Annotated in this window: 19 protein-coding genes; 11 read left to right on the top strand and 8 right to left on the bottom strand. The window is 60.2% G+C overall.

The window, feature by feature from the left end:
* From V3W31_01565 to V3W31_01525, 9 genes are all read left to right on the top strand, one after another.
* The coding region (locus V3W31_01565) for an inositol monophosphatase family protein (GenBank protein MEE9613625.1) at positions 1–173 on the top strand (173 nt) is incomplete at its 5' end.
* Between the two features lie 13 nt (positions 174–186).
* Positions 187–981 carry a HEAT repeat domain-containing protein gene (locus V3W31_01560; protein MEE9613624.1) on the top strand — a complete coding sequence of 265 codons (795 nt, stop codon included), beginning with the start codon at positions 187–189 and terminating at the stop codon, positions 979–981.
* 18 nt (positions 982–999) lie between these two features.
* Complete coding sequence (gene purD, locus V3W31_01555; protein MEE9613623.1) at positions 1,000–2,289, top strand: phosphoribosylamine--glycine ligase; 1,290 nt, start codon at positions 1,000–1,002, stop codon at positions 2,287–2,289.
* Between the two features lie 12 nt (positions 2,290–2,301).
* Positions 2,302–2,796, top strand: a complete 495-nt coding sequence (gene purE, locus V3W31_01550; protein MEE9613622.1) for a 5-(carboxyamino)imidazole ribonucleotide mutase — start codon at positions 2,302–2,304, stop codon at positions 2,794–2,796.
* Positions 2,797–2,810: 14 nt separating this feature from the next.
* Positions 2,811–3,440 carry an L-threonylcarbamoyladenylate synthase gene (locus V3W31_01545; GenBank protein MEE9613621.1) on the top strand — a complete coding sequence of 210 codons (630 nt, stop codon included), beginning with the start codon at positions 2,811–2,813 and terminating at the stop codon, positions 3,438–3,440.
* On the top strand, positions 3,437–3,997 hold the full coding sequence (locus V3W31_01540; protein ID MEE9613620.1) for a DUF502 domain-containing protein: 561 nt from the start codon (positions 3,437–3,439) through the stop codon (positions 3,995–3,997). Before V3W31_01545 ends, V3W31_01540 begins: the two co-directional genes overlap by 4 nt.
* 126 nt (positions 3,998–4,123) lie before the next feature.
* On the top strand, positions 4,124–4,597 hold the full coding sequence (locus V3W31_01535) for a hemerythrin family protein (GenBank protein ID MEE9613619.1): 474 nt from the start codon (positions 4,124–4,126) through the stop codon (positions 4,595–4,597).
* Between the two features lie 173 nt (positions 4,598–4,770).
* Positions 4,771–5,175, top strand: a complete 405-nt coding sequence (locus V3W31_01530) for a bacteriohemerythrin (protein ID MEE9613618.1) — start codon at positions 4,771–4,773, stop codon at positions 5,173–5,175.
* A gap of 155 nt (positions 5,176–5,330) precedes the next feature.
* Positions 5,331–5,735: a bacteriohemerythrin gene (locus tag V3W31_01525; GenBank protein ID MEE9613617.1), complete on the top strand. Its 405-nt coding sequence runs from the start codon at positions 5,331–5,333 to the stop codon at positions 5,733–5,735.
* 20 nt (positions 5,736–5,755) lie between these two features.
* Here V3W31_01525 and rsmB read toward each other — a convergent pair whose 3' ends face one another.
* A complete protein-coding gene (gene rsmB / locus V3W31_01520) occupies positions 5,756–7,228 on the bottom strand; it encodes a 16S rRNA (cytosine(967)-C(5))-methyltransferase RsmB (GenBank protein MEE9613616.1) in 1,473 nt (490 codons plus the stop codon).
* 1 nt (position 7,229) lies between these two features.
* Complete coding sequence (locus tag V3W31_01515) at positions 7,230–8,330, bottom strand: PQQ-dependent sugar dehydrogenase (protein MEE9613615.1); 1,101 nt, start codon at positions 8,328–8,330, stop codon at positions 7,230–7,232.
* 177 nt (positions 8,331–8,507) lie between these two features.
* Here V3W31_01515 and V3W31_01510 point away from each other — a divergent pair, with 177 nt between their 5' ends.
* Together V3W31_01510 and smpB are read left to right on the top strand one after the other, a co-directional pair.
* Positions 8,508–8,954 (top strand): SoxR reducing system RseC family protein, encoded by a 447-nt coding sequence (locus V3W31_01510; GenBank protein ID MEE9613614.1) that lies wholly within the window; start codon positions 8,508–8,510, stop codon positions 8,952–8,954.
* Complete coding sequence (smpB, locus tag V3W31_01505) at positions 8,951–9,412, top strand: SsrA-binding protein SmpB (GenBank protein MEE9613613.1); 462 nt, start codon at positions 8,951–8,953, stop codon at positions 9,410–9,412. Before V3W31_01510 ends, smpB begins: the two co-directional genes overlap by 4 nt.
* A gap of 5 nt (positions 9,413–9,417) precedes the next feature.
* Here smpB and V3W31_01500 read toward each other — a convergent pair whose 3' ends face one another.
* The 6 genes from V3W31_01500 to V3W31_01475 all read right to left on the bottom strand — a co-directional run.
* The gene (locus V3W31_01500; protein MEE9613612.1) at positions 9,418–10,290 is read right to left on the bottom strand and encodes a CoB--CoM heterodisulfide reductase iron-sulfur subunit B family protein; all 873 of its coding nucleotides are present in this window, start codon (positions 10,288–10,290) and stop codon (positions 9,418–9,420) included.
* A 3-nt stretch (positions 10,291–10,293) separates the two neighbouring features.
* A complete protein-coding gene (locus V3W31_01495) occupies positions 10,294–11,265 on the bottom strand; it encodes a succinate dehydrogenase/fumarate reductase iron-sulfur subunit (GenBank protein MEE9613611.1) in 972 nt (323 codons plus the stop codon).
* A gap of 7 nt (positions 11,266–11,272) precedes the next feature.
* The gene (locus V3W31_01490) at positions 11,273–12,943 is read right to left on the bottom strand and encodes an FAD-dependent oxidoreductase (protein ID MEE9613610.1); all 1,671 of its coding nucleotides are present in this window, start codon (positions 12,941–12,943) and stop codon (positions 11,273–11,275) included.
* Between the two features lie 118 nt (positions 12,944–13,061).
* A complete protein-coding gene (locus V3W31_01485; GenBank protein MEE9613609.1) occupies positions 13,062–13,616 on the bottom strand; it encodes a 2-oxoacid:acceptor oxidoreductase family protein in 555 nt (184 codons plus the stop codon).
* 93 nt (positions 13,617–13,709) lie between these two features.
* Positions 13,710–14,564 (bottom strand): 2-oxoacid:ferredoxin oxidoreductase subunit beta, encoded by an 855-nt coding sequence (locus V3W31_01480; GenBank protein ID MEE9613608.1) that lies wholly within the window; start codon positions 14,562–14,564, stop codon positions 13,710–13,712.
* 28 nt (positions 14,565–14,592) lie between these two features.
* Positions 14,593–15,222: transketolase C-terminal domain-containing protein (locus V3W31_01475; protein ID MEE9613607.1), on the bottom strand; the 630-nt coding region annotated here is incomplete at its 5' end.

Here is a 15,222-nt window from a genome sequence, read left to right as displayed (position 1 = left end):
ACCCCCGCTTCGGCCCCACCATGGAGTGGGACACCGCGGCGGGGCAGGCCGTGGTAGAAAATGCCGGGGGCACGGTTATAGAGATGGAGACGGGCGAGCCGTTACGGTATAATAGGGAGGACCTCCTGAACCCGTGGTTCATGGTAAGGATTTCGAAGTGCGATGAGGCATAGAGGTGCCGTCATTATGGAAAGACCGAAGACAGCTCTCGCCCCGCTGATAGTGCTCGTCTGCCTTCTGTCGGTCGTCTGCGCCCATGCCGACGATACGGTGGAGTTAGTCAACAACCTGAAGAACGACGACCCCGCCGTCCGTATACGGGCGATAAAGGCCCTTGGAGGGACAAGGGACCCGAGGGCGTTCGACCCTATCCGGACCATGCTCTACGACAAGGACCCCGGTGTCAGGCGCGTCGCGACGCACGTCCTCGCGGTCGGCGGGGACAGGAGGGCCCTGGGGGCGCTCGTCGAGGTCTTGCAGGACAAGTACGCGGGCGACCAGCGGGTAAACACGGCCTATGCGCTCAGATATATCAAGGGCTCCGGGGCGGTGGATGCACTGGTTTCCGTACTGAAGGACGAAAACCCGGAGCTCGGGCGCATGGCGGCGAACACGCTCGGCTTTATCGGGGACAGGAGGGCTCTGGGGCCGCTTTTAGAGGTGCTTAAAGACGAAAGCTCCGGCGGGCCGAGGGCGGGCGCGGCCTTTGCCATCGGCAGGATCGGGGGCAGGGAGGCGTTGGAGCCGCTCCTTGCCGCGCTGAAGGACAGGGACCCGGCCGTCAGGCTCTCCGCGTCACAGGCGCTCGGAAATATCGGAGGCAAAAACGCCATAGAGCCGCTTATCGACGCCTTGAAGGACGAGGACCCCGGGGTCCGTATGGGGGTCTCCCTCGCGCTTACGGGCATGACCGGCCTGGACATGGGGGAGGACCACGGCATATGGCGGACCTGGTGGGAAGATAATAAGGACAGGTTTTAAGGGATAGGGAACTATCGCATGAAGATACTCATAGTAGGCGGCGGGGGCAGGGAGCACGCGCTCGCGTGGAAGCTCGCCCAGAGTCCTAAAGTCGAAAAGATATTCATTGCGCCCGGAAACCCCGGTACCGCGCTCCACGGAGAGAACGTCCCGATAAAGGCCGACGACATCGAGGGCCTTAAAGAGTTCGCGCTTAAGGAGAAGATAGACCTTACGGTCGTCGGCCCCGAGCTTGCGCTCACCCTCGGCATAACCGACGAGTTCGAGGCGGCGGGGCTAAAAGTATTCGGCCCCTCGAAGAGGGCCGCGGAGCTCGAAGGGAGCAAGGGTTTCTGCAAGGACCTCATGGCGCGCCATAACATACCCACGGCCGGTTATAAAAAGTTCTCCGAACCGGACGAGGCCAGGGCATACGTCAAGGGGCTTGGGGCGGACCGGACCGTCGTCGTAAAGGCCAACGGGCTAGCCGCGGGCAAGGGGGTCATAATCTGCCAGACTCCCGACGAGGCCCTCAGTGCCGTGGACCTTATAATGAAGGAGCGGGCCTTCGGCAAGGCCGGAGAGACCGTGGTAGTGGAAGAGTTCCTCGAAGGGGAGGAGGCCTCGTTCCTGGCCGTAACCGACGGCAGGACCGTCCTCCCCCTCGCCCCCTCGCAGGACCATAAGGCCGCCTGCGACGGGGACGAGGGGCCCAATACGGGCGGCATGGGCGCCTACTCGCCCGCACCCGTGGTAACCCCGGAGCTCGAAGAGGAGATAATGGCCACCATAATGGTCCCGACCGTGCGCGCGATGGAGGCCGAGGGAAGACTTTACAAAGGTATCCTCTACGCCGGTATTATGATAAAAGACGGAAGGCCGAAGGTCCTGGAGTTCAACTGCCGCTTCGGCGACCCGGAGGCCCAGCCGATCCTCATGCGCCTCACCGGCGACCTGCTGGAGCTGCTCCTCGCGGCGTCCGAAGGCAGGCTCGAAGCCGTGGAGCTTTCCTGGGACGAGCGGGCCGCCGTCTGCGTGGTTATGGCGTCCGAGGGCTACCCCGGAGAGTACGAAAAGGGCAGAGTGATAACCGGGCTCGACGAGGCCGCGAAGATGGAGGACGTAGTGGTCTTCCACGCCGGGACATCGGAACAGAGTGGGGAAGAGGACGGCAGGATAGTAACCTCCGGCGGCAGGGTGCTCGGGGTTACCGGGCTCGGGAGCGGCATAAAAGAGGCGATAGAGAAGAGTTACGGCGCCGTTAAAAAGATACGCTGGCAGGGCGCTTACTACAGGCGCGACATAGGCGCGAAGGCGCTCAATAAATAAAAGGAGGCTCTTATGGCAAAACCCCTCGTCGGAATAGTTATGGGCAGCGACTCGGACATGGCCGTGATGGAAGAGGCGGTGAAGGTGCTCGACGGCTTCGCCGTACCGCACGAAGTGACCATATCCTCGGCGCACCGTACCCCGAAGAAGACCTCCGCGTACGCCAGGAGCGCGGAGAGGCGCGGCATAAAGGTTATAATAGCCGGGGCCGGGGCGGCGGCGCACCTCGCCGGCTTCATAGCCGCCGAGACCTCGCTCCCGGTTATAGGGGTCCCCATAGGGTCGAGCATGCTGAAGGGGCTGGACTCGCTGCTGTCGACCGTCCAGATGCCCGGGGGGGTGCCCGTGGCGTCGATGGCCATAGGCGAGGCGGGCGCTAAGAACGCCGCCATATTCGCCGCCCAGATACTCTCGCTCTCCAACAAGCGGCTCAGGACGAAGGTCAAGAGGTTCAAGACGGCCCAGGCACGGAAGGTCGCGGCCAAGGCGAAAAAACTCAAGAAGTAAAGAAGGACCTTCCTTTGCCTACCACCTTGAAGCCTGACGGGCCTTTCGATAAGGCCGTCACCGCCTTTAAAAAAGGCGGTGTCATCGCCTACCCCACCGAGACTTTCTACGGCCTGGGCGTGGACCCCTTTAACGAAGAGGCCGTAAGGGGGCTCTTCACGCTCAAGGGCCGGCCGCCGGAGAATCCGGTGTCCGTTATCGTACGGGACCGGGAGATGCTGCGTATGGTGGTGGAGGAGGTCCCGCCGCTCGCCGAAAGACTTATCGAATATTTTTGGCCCGGCCCGCTTACCATCATACTGAAGGCAAGGGACGTCCTACCTCCGACACTTACGGCCGGGACCGGCACGGTGGGCGTTAGGGAGTCGAGCTCGGATACGGCCATGAAGCTCGTTACCGCACTCGGCTCCCCCATAACCGCAACGAGCGCGAACCCGTCCGGGAAACCCCCGGCCGCGACGGCCGACGAGGCGGCCGCCTACTTCGGGGACGGTATAGACATACTGATAGACGGCGGGAAGACCGGCGGAGGACTCGGGTCGACGGTCGTGGACGCGACCGGTGAAGAGATTGAAATAATACGGGAGGGCGAGATACCGGCCTCCGAAATATTAACACTCACGGAAAAGGGAGGTGAAGGATGAAAAGGCTTACAAGGTACTTCTTCGAAGGGCTTCTCGTAATAGTACCGACCGTTGCGTCGATCTACATAATATACCTGATATTCACGAAGATAGACGGGTTGCTGGGGCTGCCCATACCGGGGATGGGCTTTGTCCTGACACTGGTATCTATAACCTTCGTGGGGATCCTGGCCTCGACCTTCATTACGGAAAAACTCTTCGGCTACCTCGAAAGGCTCATCTCCAGACTCCCGCTCGTAAAGATACTCTACAGCTCGATAAAGGACCTCATGAGCGCGTTTGTGGGAGAGAAGAAGAGCTTCGACAAGCCGGTGCTCGTGACGATAGACGAGGGCACGGGCGCGAAGGTGCTCGGCTTCATAACCCGGGAGGAGCTCGGATTCCTGGGCGTTAAGGACCACGTCTCCGTCTACCTGCCGCAGTCGTACAACTTCGCGGGCAACCTCCTCATCTACCCGGCCGGGCAGGTAAAGCCGCTGGACGCCGACTCCTCGGAGGTGATGACCTTCCTGGTCTCCGGAGGGGTGTCGGGAGGGGGGGGCGGGAAGAATGGGTAGGACCGGTAATAAAAGGGTCCCGCTCTCCTGAAGCAGACGAAAAAAAGGGGAAAAAACAGTTGACTCCTTGTTCTACTTGTTATATTATATGCATAACTCACTTACCCTACCATAGGAGGTAGCCCGATGTCCTTAAAGTGGAAAGACTCGTTCTCCATAGGTGTAGACTCGATAGACAAGCAGCACAAGGAACTCTTCGAAGAGGCGAACGTCTTCATAACCAATATGAGTTCGGCGAAAGACATCAAGAAGATCCGCCGCATGTTCATCTTCCTTGAAAATTACGTCCTCCGCCATTTCCGGCTGGAAGAAAAACACATGCGCCAGGCCGGCTACCCGAAGTACGAATCACACAAGGCGATGCACGAGGAGTTCAAGTACTCCCTTGCCGGTTTGAAGGCCGCGTTGAACGAATGGGGTCCGAGCGAGGCCCTGTTGGGGAAAACAACCCGTTTCGTGAAAACATGGCTCCTGGCCCACGTGGGCAAGGCGGACAAAAGCTTCGGAGACTTCTTAAAGAAGGAGTCACCTGCGGCCAAGGCCGTACCGGCCAGTCGCCCGCAAGCCCGGAAGCGGCAAAGCCAGCCCCAAAAGGCTTGACGGGCGTACACGCGCGGACTTTTCCTATACCTCCCTGCCCCGGCAAGGCAATGCCACATAAACGAGACAATGCCGGTCCTTAACTCCGAGTAAAAAGGTTGACCGTTCCCCGCTTTTAACATAACATAGGGGTGATTCCGCTTGTAAACCTTATTCAACCTGGGAGGTGAGCCGTGGCACTCGAATGGAAACCGACAATGAGCGTGGGGGTGGATATAATAGACACCCAACACCAGGAGCTTATCAGAAGGATAAACGACCTCCTTGCCTCCATGGGCTCGGACGAACACGCCAACAAGCTGGAGAGCACCCTCAAGTTCCTCGAAGATTATATTGCCACCCACTTCGGCACGGAAGAAGATTACATGAAGCGCCACGACTACCCGGGCTACGCGGAACACAAGGGAGAGCACGAAAGTTTCAAGGCCTCCCTGAACGACTTGAAGGCCGAGTTGGACAAGTCGGGCCCGAGCCTGGCGATTACGACGAAGACCAACATCTTCGTAAGCGGCTGGCTCCTGAACCACATAAGCCGGATAGACACAAAGCTCGGCGAGTTCCTGAAACCCCTACTCTGAGCAGAGGAAGAGTACGGTCTGGGGTGCCCGGCTCTTACATCGCACCCCCGGCCCGACACATTTTCCTGAGCAACCGGCTCGTAAACCACGTAAGCCACGTGGACATCGGGCTCGGCGATTTCCTGAGAAAAAACATCTGAGAGGGGAGGCGACCCATGCCCATCGAATGGAAAGAAGAGTTGTCCGTAGGGGTGGAGAAGATAGACTCCCAGCACAAGGAACTCATCAGAAGGGTGAACGACCTCTTCGCCTCAATGGGGTCGGATAAGCACGCCGACAAGCTGGAGGGCGCCATCAGGTACTTCGAGGAGTACATCGACACCCACTTCACCCTGGAAGAGGATTACATGAAGCGCTACGACTATCCTGGCTCCGACGAGCACAAGAAAGAACACGAAGAGTTCAAGGCAGCCATAGCCGAGTTCAAGGCCGCCCTGGCCGAGTCGGGAGTGAACCTGGCGCTTACGACAAAGACTAATACGTTCATCGGCAGCTGGTTTATGAACCACGTAAGCAAGATAGACATCAAGCTCGCGGACTTTTTAAAGACGAAGCTCTGAGCGAAAGGTGGCGCGCCGCCTCAGCCCCTCTTAAGCCTTACCGCAAAAAAACCGTCCGTGCCGTGGGTGTGCGGGAAGGTCCTCATGCGGCCGTCCCCGACGGCAAGCGGCCTGCAGGCAGACAGCGGCCTGCGGGCGGGCGGCAGGTACTTAGAGCCGTCCTCGACGGAAAAGCCACGGTGGGTATCGAGGAACCCGTCCACCACCCGGTCCGTCTCCTCGGGTTCGAGGCTGCAGACCGAGTAGACCATCCTTCCCCCCTCTTTTACGTACTTCGCCAGGTTATCGAGGAGCCGGGCCTGGAGCCCCGACAGCTCCTTGATCTTCGCCGCACTCCTCCTCCACTTTATATCCGGCCTCCTCCTAACGACCCCCAGCCCCGAGCACGGCGCATCCACGAGCACCGCGTCGAAGCCGCCTTCGGGGAGCGCCTCCGCGGAGAGCGAACCCCCGGCGCCGCCCCCTGCCGCCCCTTCGTATGGCAGGAGCGAGGGCTGGCAGGCCAGCGTCGACGCGTCGGCCTGGACGGTCCTGACTATATCCACGCCGAGCCTCTTGGCGAGCGCATCGAGGGTCTTAAGCCTCGCGGCATTTTTGTCGAGCGCGTATATGGCACCCTTGTTCTCCATCATCTGCGCCATATGCGTGGTCTTGCCGCCGGGTGCGGCGCAGGCGTCGAGCACTGTCTCGCCCGGACGCGGGGAGAGTAACAGCGTTATAAGCTGGCTGGCCTCGTCCTGTATGTAGTAACGCGGGTCTATCGGATCGAGTCTTCCCCCCCCTCCCGCCCCTCCCCCCTTACCCTCTTCCCCGCCGCCCCGTTTTTCGACCACACGAAGGGCGTCGGGGCAGAACTCCGTCTCCGTCGTTGAAAAGCCCTCCGAGGCGAGCTGCGCCTGAAGCTCGCCCCTCGTAAGCTTCAGGGTGTTGGTCCTCAAGACCACGGGCGGCACCTTCAAGTTCGCCTGGCAGAGGGCTATTGCGTCCTTTATGCCGCAGTTCTTGATCCACCGCTCGACGAGCCATTCCGGGTGAGAGAAGACAACGGAGATATACTTTATCGGCTCCCTCTTGAGCACGGGGAAGACTATCCCCTCCCTGCCCGAGGCGACCATCCGAAGCACGGCGTTCACGAAGCCCGCCTTCTTTTGTCCCTCGAGCCTTACGAGCTTAACGCTCTCGTCCACGGCCGCGCTCGGGGGGACCCTGGTCAGAAAGAGCAGCTGGTAGACCCCGAGCCTCAGGGCGTTCAGGACCCGGTGTTCGAGTTTTTTGGTCTTTATCTTCGAGAAGGAGTTTACTATCCAGTCTATCTTTATCCGCCAGCGGAGCACCCCGTATACTAGCTCGGTCGCCAGCGCCCGGTCCGGCCCCTCAAGCTCCCCGAGCTCGCTATTAAGGACTATGTCGGAGTAGGCGTCCCCGGCCTCGACCCGGGTAAGGACCCGCAGCGCCGTATGCCGGGCGCCTTTCTGTACTATTTTTTTCTTCATCTCACTCCACGGCCCCGGGCCGGTACTCTATCTTTACTATCTTATGAAAGCCCGCGAGGTATAAAGCCCCGTCCGGTCCGACGGTTATGTCCGCGAAGGTGGTGCCGGCAAAACCCTTCTCCATCCAGACCGAAAAGTCGTCCTTCCTTATGGTGTCGAGCCCCTCGCCCGAAAGCCTTATCCTGTATACCCGGCCGTAGTTATAGTCGGTGACGAACATGTTATGCGTGTAGTCGTCCGGGAAGTTGCCCCCCTTGCCCCCCTCACCCCCCTCGGGGTAGAAGACTATCCCGGTCGGGGCCACGGCCCGCAGGCCGAAGTCCCAGAGGGGGTTTTCATATTCATGGGTCGAATAGTACCCCGTCTCGTCGGGCCAGCCGTAGTTGCCGCCCTCCCTTATAATGTTTATCTCGTCCCTTCCGATCGGGCCGTTCTCCGTGGCGTAGAGGGCGGCGTTGGCCGGGTTCCATGCCATGTCGAAGCTGTTGCGGAGTCCCTTTGCGTAGAAGAGTTCCGTGGGCTTTTTGTATCTCACCGGGAGCGGGCCCCTCACGTCGACGCGGAGCATCTTCCCAAGGAGGTTCGTGTTTTCCTGCGACCTTCCGGGCGCGCCGCCGCCGTCGCCGACGGTTATATATAAAAATCCGTCCGGACCGAAGTTGATGTTGCCGCCGTTATGGTTGGAGGCGGGGACGTGGTCCTCTATCTCGAGGACCTTTATAGCCCCTGCCCCCCTGCCGTCCTTTTCCGTAAGGCGCACCACGCGGTTATTGGAGCTCCCCGGCACCGAATGGTAGAGGTAGACATGTCCGTTAACGGAAAATTTCGGGTCGAACGCTATCCCGAGGAGCCCCCTCTCCCACTCGGGGTCCACCTTCAGCTCGGCCCATGGTTTCGGGTCGAGACGGCCCTCCCTTACCACACTCACCCTGCCGGAGTTCTTCTCGAGGAAGAAGAGCCTCCCGTCCGGGGCGAAGGCGAGCGTTATACAGACCTCAAGGCCGGTCAGATAGTCCGTTACCTCGAAGCCCTCCGGCGCGGCCCGGCCCGTACCGTGGAAAAGGACAAAGGCAAGGACAAGGGGGAAAATCCTCTTCACCATAGCACCTTACAGTTTACCGCAGATATCGGCATACGGCAAGCGGCGCACCATGATGGTGCTTCACTTTCTAAACAGCCGTTAGTGGCACCGGGCATGAAGAAGGCTTACTTACACACAATACCTGACGCTACCGTGGGCATAGTTGAAAAGATGAAATATCTCTGCTAACATGTGTTTATGATAGAGGAAAAAGGCACAATCTTAGAGATAACCGGGGAGGGGTTGGCACTCATAAAGACCGAGAAGAACGAGGCCTGCGACGGCTGCGGCTCAAAGGAGATCTGCCGGAGCGTAGGCGAGAGCGACATGGTCGTGGAGGCCGAAAACCCCGTTAACGCGCGAGTAGGGGACGAGGTCGTCTTCACTGTCGCCCCGGTCGAGATGCTCAGGGCCGGGGCGCTCCTCTACCTCATCCCCCTCATCGGCTTCATAGCCGGGGTGGTGCTCGGGCAGGTCGCGGTCGCCTCACTCGCGCCGTCCTGGAACGCGGACCTGCTATCCGCCGCTCTCGGCTTCCTCTTCGTGGCGCTCGCCTTCGGGGGGGTAAAGATCTACACGGGTACGACCGCGAGGGAGTCGGCCATGAGGCCAAAAATAATACGGATAACAAAGGCGGCGGGTTGAAGATAATTTGCAGCAATAAGAAGGCGTTCCATGACTACTTTATCGAGGAGACCTTCGAATGCGGACTGGTGCTCGCGGGCTCGGAGGTAAAATCCCTCCGGCTCGGCAAGGCCAACTTGAAGGAGAGCCACGCCCGCATCCAGGGCGAGGAGATATTCCTCATAAACGCCCACATAAGCCCCTACACCCAGGCCGACAGCTTTAACCGCCTCGACCCCGCCCGCACCCGAAAACTCCTCATGCACAAACGCGAGATAAGGAAGCTCGTCGTAAAGACCCGGCAGAAGGGCTACACCCTCGTCCCTACCCGGATGTACTTCAAACAAGGCAAGGCCAAGGTCGAGATAGGGCTGGCCATAGGGAAGAAACATTACGACAAGCGCGAGACCCTGAAGAAGAAGGACGCCGAGCGGGATATGCAGAAGGCGGCGAAGCAGAGAGGACGCAAGGACGGGTAAGAGCGTTACCTGACTATCTTCTCCGGCGAGACGAGGTGGCGCGAGAGGCCGAGCTCGGCCGGGCTCATGCCGAGGGCGAGACCCACGAGCTGCGAAAAATGAAAGACCGGGAGGTCGATCTTCCGGGAAAGTTTCTTCTCCGCCATGGACTGGTAGTTATCCAGGTTTATGTGGCAGAACGGACACGGGGTGACCATGCAGTCGGCCCCTTTGTCGAGCGCCCCGGTAAGCCGCCTCCCGGTCATCTCGACCGCGGCCTCCTCGTTAACGAGGTCTATCTGAAAACCGCAGCACTTAGTCTTCCCGGCGTAGTCCACCACCTCTCCTCCGAGCGCCCCTATGGCCTCCTCCAGGGAGCGGGGGTCTTCAGGGTCGTCGAAGCCGAGTGCATCCGAAGGCCTCAGGCTGTGGCAGCCGTAAAACGGCGCGGCCTTGAGCCAGCTAAGCGGCTTCTTTACTTTCTTCTTCAGCCTGTCAAAGCCGTAGTCCTCGGCGAGGACCCAGAGGAGCTGCTTTACCTTCACCTTCCCCCCGTACTTAAGCCCCGCCTCCCCGAGTATCGCGTTCGTGCTTTCCAGGAGCCCCGGGTTTGAGGTAAGGTCCCGGTTGGCCTTGTTCATGACCATGAGGCAGGTCGAGCATATGGTCATGATATCCATGCCCATCTCTTCGGCCTGCGCGAATATGCGGGCGTTCAGCGCCAGCGAGAGCTCGTAGTCGTAGTCGGTCATGAGCCCGGCCCCGCAGCAGTTGGCTGCTGGCATGTCGTGCAGCTCTATGCCGAGAATGCGGGCCACCCGCCTCGTGGTCTCGTTCGATTCCCTGGTTATGGCCTGCGAGGCGCAGCCCGGGTAGTATGCGTATTTGAGCTTCGCCACGGCCTACCCCTCCCCCCCCCTCTCCTTCTTCCTCTTCTCCTCCACGGCCTCGTATATCTTCTTCACCTCTTCCATCTTCTCGATGGCCGGGAAGATTATGGGGTGAGGCATCTTCCCGTGTATTTCCATCTTGAGGCCGAACGGTATCATGCCGAGCGACCTCAGGATCCCGAGCGTCTTAAAAGTCATTGCCGCCTCGTCGAGCCTGCCGACCCTCTTTATGGACTCGGCCATGGCAAGCGTATGCTTCGCGCCGTGGTTGTCGACTATGCCGGCCCCCATGGCGCGGGAGCGGAGTTGCTCTATGGCCTTCAAGGGGTCCACCCCCTTGGGGCAGTACTCCGTACAGTGCATGCACCTGACGCAGTCCCACACCCCGTGCTCCGCGCTTAGGTCCTTGAGCCTCCTCTCTCCGTCGGCCTCCCTTACGTCGCCTACGAACCTCCACGCCTTTGCCGACGCCGCCGGGCCCACGAAGCCGGGGTCCACATCGAGTGTGTTGCACGCCGCGTTGCACGAGCCGCACATGATGCACTTCTGCGAATCGTCTATCACGGCCTGGTCCTCCCCGGTTATCTTCCACCCGCCTTCAGGCTCTTCCTTCGGAATAAGGAAGGGCGTGGTCTTCTCGAACTTCCTCCAGAAGGGGTCCATGTCCACGATGAGGTCTTTCAATACCCGGTGGTTTGCGAGGGGTTCGAGGACCAGCTGCCCGCGTTTCCGGTGCTCGGGGATTATCTGAGTGTTGCAGGCGAGCTTCGGGAAGCCGTTCACCGTCACCGCGCACGAGCCGCAGATGGCCGAGCGGCAGGAGCGGCGGAACGAGAGCGAGGGGTCGTCGGTCTCGGCTATCGAGATAAGCGCTTCGAGCACGGTCATGCCCTCTTCGGCCTCCACGTCGTAGGCCTGGAGAAAGGGCGAGCATGCGCCGGTCTTCATCGGGTCGCAGCGCCGTATCTTGAGCTTGAGCCTCATGGCGCTCTCAATATTTCCTCTCCTCGGGCTTGTACTTCGTCACGGTCACGTCTTTGTAGCTTACTTTGAGCTCCCCGTCTTCCCTCGTAACGAGCGTATGCTTCATCCACTCCCTGTCGTTCCTCTCCGGGAAGTCGGTCCTCGAGTGAGAGCCGCGGCTCTCCTCCCTCTTAAGGGCGCCCGTGAGTATGGTCTCGGCAAGGTCTATTATGTGGTCCATCTCGAAGGCGGCAACGAGTTCGGTATTGAAGCTCTCCCCCCTGTCGGTGAGGAAGACCTTCTCCCTTCTTACCTTCAGGGCTTCGAGCTTCTCTATCCCCTCTTCGAGGCTTTCCTTCTTCCTGAAGACCCCGCAGTGGGCGCCCATGAGATCCCTTACGCCGTCGGTTATAGCGTGCGAGCTCTCGCCTTCTTCTCCGGTCATGAGCGAGGCTATCTCTTGCGCGGCTTCGTTTAAGGCCTCTTCCGGGAACTCTTCGGGTTCGGAGCCGAGGGCGAACTCTCCGGCGCCGTGGCCGGTCCTCCTGCCGAAGACTATGGTCTCAAGGAGCGAGTTGCCGCCGAGCCGGTTGGCGCCGTGCACGCTGACGCACGCACTCTCGCCCGCGGCGTAGAGGCCCACGACCGGGGTCCCGCCGCCGGTGTCGGTCATTATCCCGCCCATCGAATAGTGCGCCCCCGGCCTTACGGGTATGGGTTTTTCGACCGGGTCCACCCCGGCGAACTGTATGGCTATCTCCCTTATCTGCGGAAGTTTTTTCAGTATCTTCTCACTTCCGAGATGGCGGAGGTCCAGGAGCACGCAGCCGTCGACGCCGCGACCCTCCTCTATCTCGGTCTGCTCGGCCCTGGCCACGACGTCCCGGCTGGCAAGCTCCTTTTTATCCGGCGCGTAGCGCTCCATGAACCTCTCCCCTTCGGAGTTAAGGAGGTAGCCCCCCTCGCCCCGCGCCCCTTCGGTCATGAGGAGCCCGGTACGCTTAAGGGTGGTCGGGTGGAACTGGACGAACTCCATGTCCATGAGCGGCGCGCCAGCGCGAAGCGCCAGCGCCATGCCGTCTCCGGTCGAGGTAAGGGCGTTGGTGGTGGACTTGAAGACCCTGCCGTAGCCGCCGGTGGCCATGACGACGGCCTTCGCGCGGAGCCGGTGGAGCCTTCCGGTGGAGAGCTCGTAAGCGACGAGCCCCCTTACGGTGTTCTCCCTTACGGCGAGGCTCTGCACATGCCACTCCTCGTAGAATGCCACGCCGTGCTTTATGAGCTGCTCGTACATGACGTGCAGGAGCCCGTGGCCGGTCCTGTCGGCGAGGTAGCAGGTCCGGGGGTAGCCCGCCCCTCCGAACGGCCTCTGCGCTATGCGGCCCTCCCTGTCGCGGCTGAATATCGCCCCCATCCTCTCCATCTCCATTATGTCGCCTGGCGCCTCTTGGCAGAGGATCTCGATCGCGTCCTGGTCGCCGAGGTAGTCGCTCCCCTTGACCGTGTCGAAGGCGTGGTCCTCCCAGGAGTCGGTCTCCTTAAGGGCGGCGTTTATGCCGCCCTGCGCGGCGACCGAGTGGCTCCTCACCGGGTGGACCTTCGAGACCACGGCCACGTCGAGCCCCTTTTTCGCGGCCTCTATGGCCGCGCGCATGCCCGCGAGCCCCGCGCCGACGACTATGACGTCATGGGTTACCATTTTGAAGTTCCTCCCCTGTAAATCTTACACGCCCTGCGGGCGCAGTCAAGCCGGTTCGCCAAAAAAAAGGGAGGACCCCAAAGGGGTCCTCCCTGTAAAAAGAACGGGCAGGCGGGTTTCAGGACTTTTCCTTCAGCTCCCTGGCCTTGTCAAACCCTATGGTCAGCGCCTTCTTGTTCAACTCCAGAAAGGCCGGCGGCACGCGCGAGAGCACGGCGTTCTCTATAGCCTCGCGGCTTACCGCGCCGGTGAGCTCGGTCATCATGCCGAGAGACAGTATGTTCGCCACGATGGTCTTGCCGGTTTCGGCCCTCGCGGTCTCTATTATGGGGAATCTGTAAACCGTGAATTTGCCGTCCGGGACGTCGCTCACCATATCGGAGTCCACGAGCAGTATGCCGTCGTCCTTTATGTCGCTGCTGTACTTGGTGCAGGCCTCCTGCGTGAGGGCGAGCATGCAGTCTATGGCGGTGGCCTTGGGGTAGTCTATGCTCTCGTCACTTATCACCACCTCCGCCTTGCTGGCCCCGCCCCTGGACTCGGGTCCGTAGGACTGGCTCTGCACGGCGTTCTTGTCGCCGTATATGGCCGCGGCCTCGGCCATGATGATGCCCGCCAGTATCATACCCTGGCCTCCCGAGCCGCTGAAACGTAGTTCGTATCTGTCTGCCATTTTTATTTCCCCTGTTAGCGGTTACCCGTTACAGTTCCCCGGCCTCTTTCCGGTTCCCGTGCAAACGCCAACCGATAACCGTTTTTATTTCCCCTATTTCCCCTGTGCCCTCTTAGTGAGCTCGGCGTAGCCGTCGCAGTACTCGGGCTTCTCCACCTGGTGGAGTATGCCGCGCGGGAACCTGCCCTCCACCTTCTCGGGAGGGAGCTTGTCCATCTGCTTGGCCGACACCGTTCCGTTCTTCTCCAGCTTGTCCATCATCTCCGAGGCGCTCCTCATCTTGTTCATGCGGCCGAAGTAGACCGGGCAGGAGTCTATTATCTCGACCACCGAGGTCCCCTTGTGCTTGATCGCCGCCAGTATCGTCTTTTCTAGCTCCTGACAGTGGTAGGCCGTGCCCCTGGCGACGAACGTGGCCCCTGAGGCCTTGGCCATCTCGCAGCAGTCGAAAGGCGGCTCTATGTTGCCGTAGCGGCTGGTGGTGGCTATCGATTCCTCCGGGGTGATAGGCGAGTACTGCCCGCCGGTCATGCCGTAGATGGAGTTGCTGTATACGAGGATGGTCATGTCGATATTGCGGCGGCAGGTGTGTATGAAGTGGTTTCCGCCTATGGCGAGCGCGTCGCCGTCGCCGGTCGTAACTATCAGGTTCAACTCGGGCTTGGCGAGCTTTATGCCCGTGGCGTAGGAGAGCGCCCTGCCGTGAAGGGTATGCATCGTGTTGAAGTCCACGTAGCCCGGCGTCCTCGAAGAACAGCCTATGCCCGAGACCATGCATATCTCGTCCTTGGTGAGCCCGCTCTTGTCTATGGCCCGAAGGAGCGATTTCAGCACTATGCCGTGGCCGCAGCCCGGACACCATATGTGTGGGAGCTTATCCGGCCTCAGGTACTTGTGGTAATCGAACGGTACGCTCAGTTTTTGCTTCTTTGCCGCTACTGCTGTCATGGCATATCCTCCATAACCATTAGACTTCTTAAACTCTCTCTATCGCTTCGAGTATCTGGGCCGGGTTTATGGGCTCGCCGTCCACCCTGTGTATGCCTGTGACCTTAACGCCGGGACTGCAGCGCTCTACTTCGAGGATCATCTGCCCGAGGTTCATCTCCGGGACGATTATCGCTTTGGCCCTGGACGCCATATCCCTTACTGCCTTTTCGGGGAAGGGCCAGAGGGTAAGCGGCCTCAGGAGCCCGGCCTTTATCCCCTTTTCCCTCGCCTTACCCACGGCGAACCTGGCGCTCCGGGCCGTGGTGCCGTAGGCGAATATCGCTATATCGGCGTCGTCGAGCTCGTAGGTCTCGTTCTTCAGGATATCGTCGAGGTTGTCGTCGATCTTCCGCATTATCTTCTTGTTGCCCGCTTCTATAAGGACAGAGTCGTTGGTCGGAAAGCCGTCTTTTTTGTGGTTAAGACCGGTTACGTGGAACCTGTAGCCCTCGCCGTAGGCCGCGAGCGGCGGTATATCGTAGGCGTCGTCGTAGGGAAAGTACTCTTCGGGAGGGCAGTCGGGTTTTATCCTGTCTATGACTTCGAGCTCTCCGGGCTCGGGTATGACTATGGGCTCCCTCATGTGCCCCACTATCTCGTCGTAGAAGACGAATAC

This window comes from Thermodesulfobacteriota bacterium (genome assembly GCA_036482575.1).
In the GTDB taxonomy this organism is placed as follows: Bacteria; Desulfobacterota; GWC2-55-46; order GWC2-55-46; family JAUVFY01; genus JAZGJJ01.
Note: the sequence above shows the minus strand (reverse complement) of the source record. Positions and strands in the feature narration are given on the sequence as shown.

Coding starts and splice junctions, on each gene's coding strand:
- V3W31_01560 (MEE9613624.1), top strand. CDS start 187: ATGGAAAGACCGAAGACAGCTCTCGCCCCGCTGATAGTGCTCGTCTGC.
- purD (MEE9613623.1), top strand. CDS start 1,000: ATGAAGATACTCATAGTAGGCGGCGGGGGCAGGGAGCACGCGCTCGCG.
- purE (MEE9613622.1), top strand. CDS start 2,302: ATGGCAAAACCCCTCGTCGGAATAGTTATGGGCAGCGACTCGGACATG.
- V3W31_01540 (MEE9613620.1), top strand. CDS start 3,437: ATGAAAAGGCTTACAAGGTACTTCTTCGAAGGGCTTCTCGTAATAGTA.
- V3W31_01535 (MEE9613619.1), top strand. CDS start 4,124: ATGTCCTTAAAGTGGAAAGACTCGTTCTCCATAGGTGTAGACTCGATA.
- V3W31_01525 (MEE9613617.1), top strand. CDS start 5,331: ATGCCCATCGAATGGAAAGAAGAGTTGTCCGTAGGGGTGGAGAAGATA.
- rsmB (MEE9613616.1), bottom strand. CDS start 7,228: ATGAAGAAAAAAATAGTACAGAAAGGCGCCCGGCATACGGCGCTGCGG.
- V3W31_01515 (MEE9613615.1), bottom strand. CDS start 8,330: ATGGTGAAGAGGATTTTCCCCCTTGTCCTTGCCTTTGTCCTTTTCCAC.
- V3W31_01510 (MEE9613614.1), top strand. CDS start 8,508: ATGATAGAGGAAAAAGGCACAATCTTAGAGATAACCGGGGAGGGGTTG.
- V3W31_01495 (MEE9613611.1), bottom strand. CDS start 11,265: ATGAGGCTCAAGCTCAAGATACGGCGCTGCGACCCGATGAAGACCGGC.
- V3W31_01490 (MEE9613610.1), bottom strand. CDS start 12,943: ATGGTAACCCATGACGTCATAGTCGTCGGCGCGGGGCTCGCGGGCATG.
- V3W31_01485 (MEE9613609.1), bottom strand. CDS start 13,616: ATGGCAGACAGATACGAACTACGTTTCAGCGGCTCGGGAGGCCAGGGT.
- V3W31_01480 (MEE9613608.1), bottom strand. CDS start 14,564: ATGACAGCAGTAGCGGCAAAGAAGCAAAAACTGAGCGTACCGTTCGAT.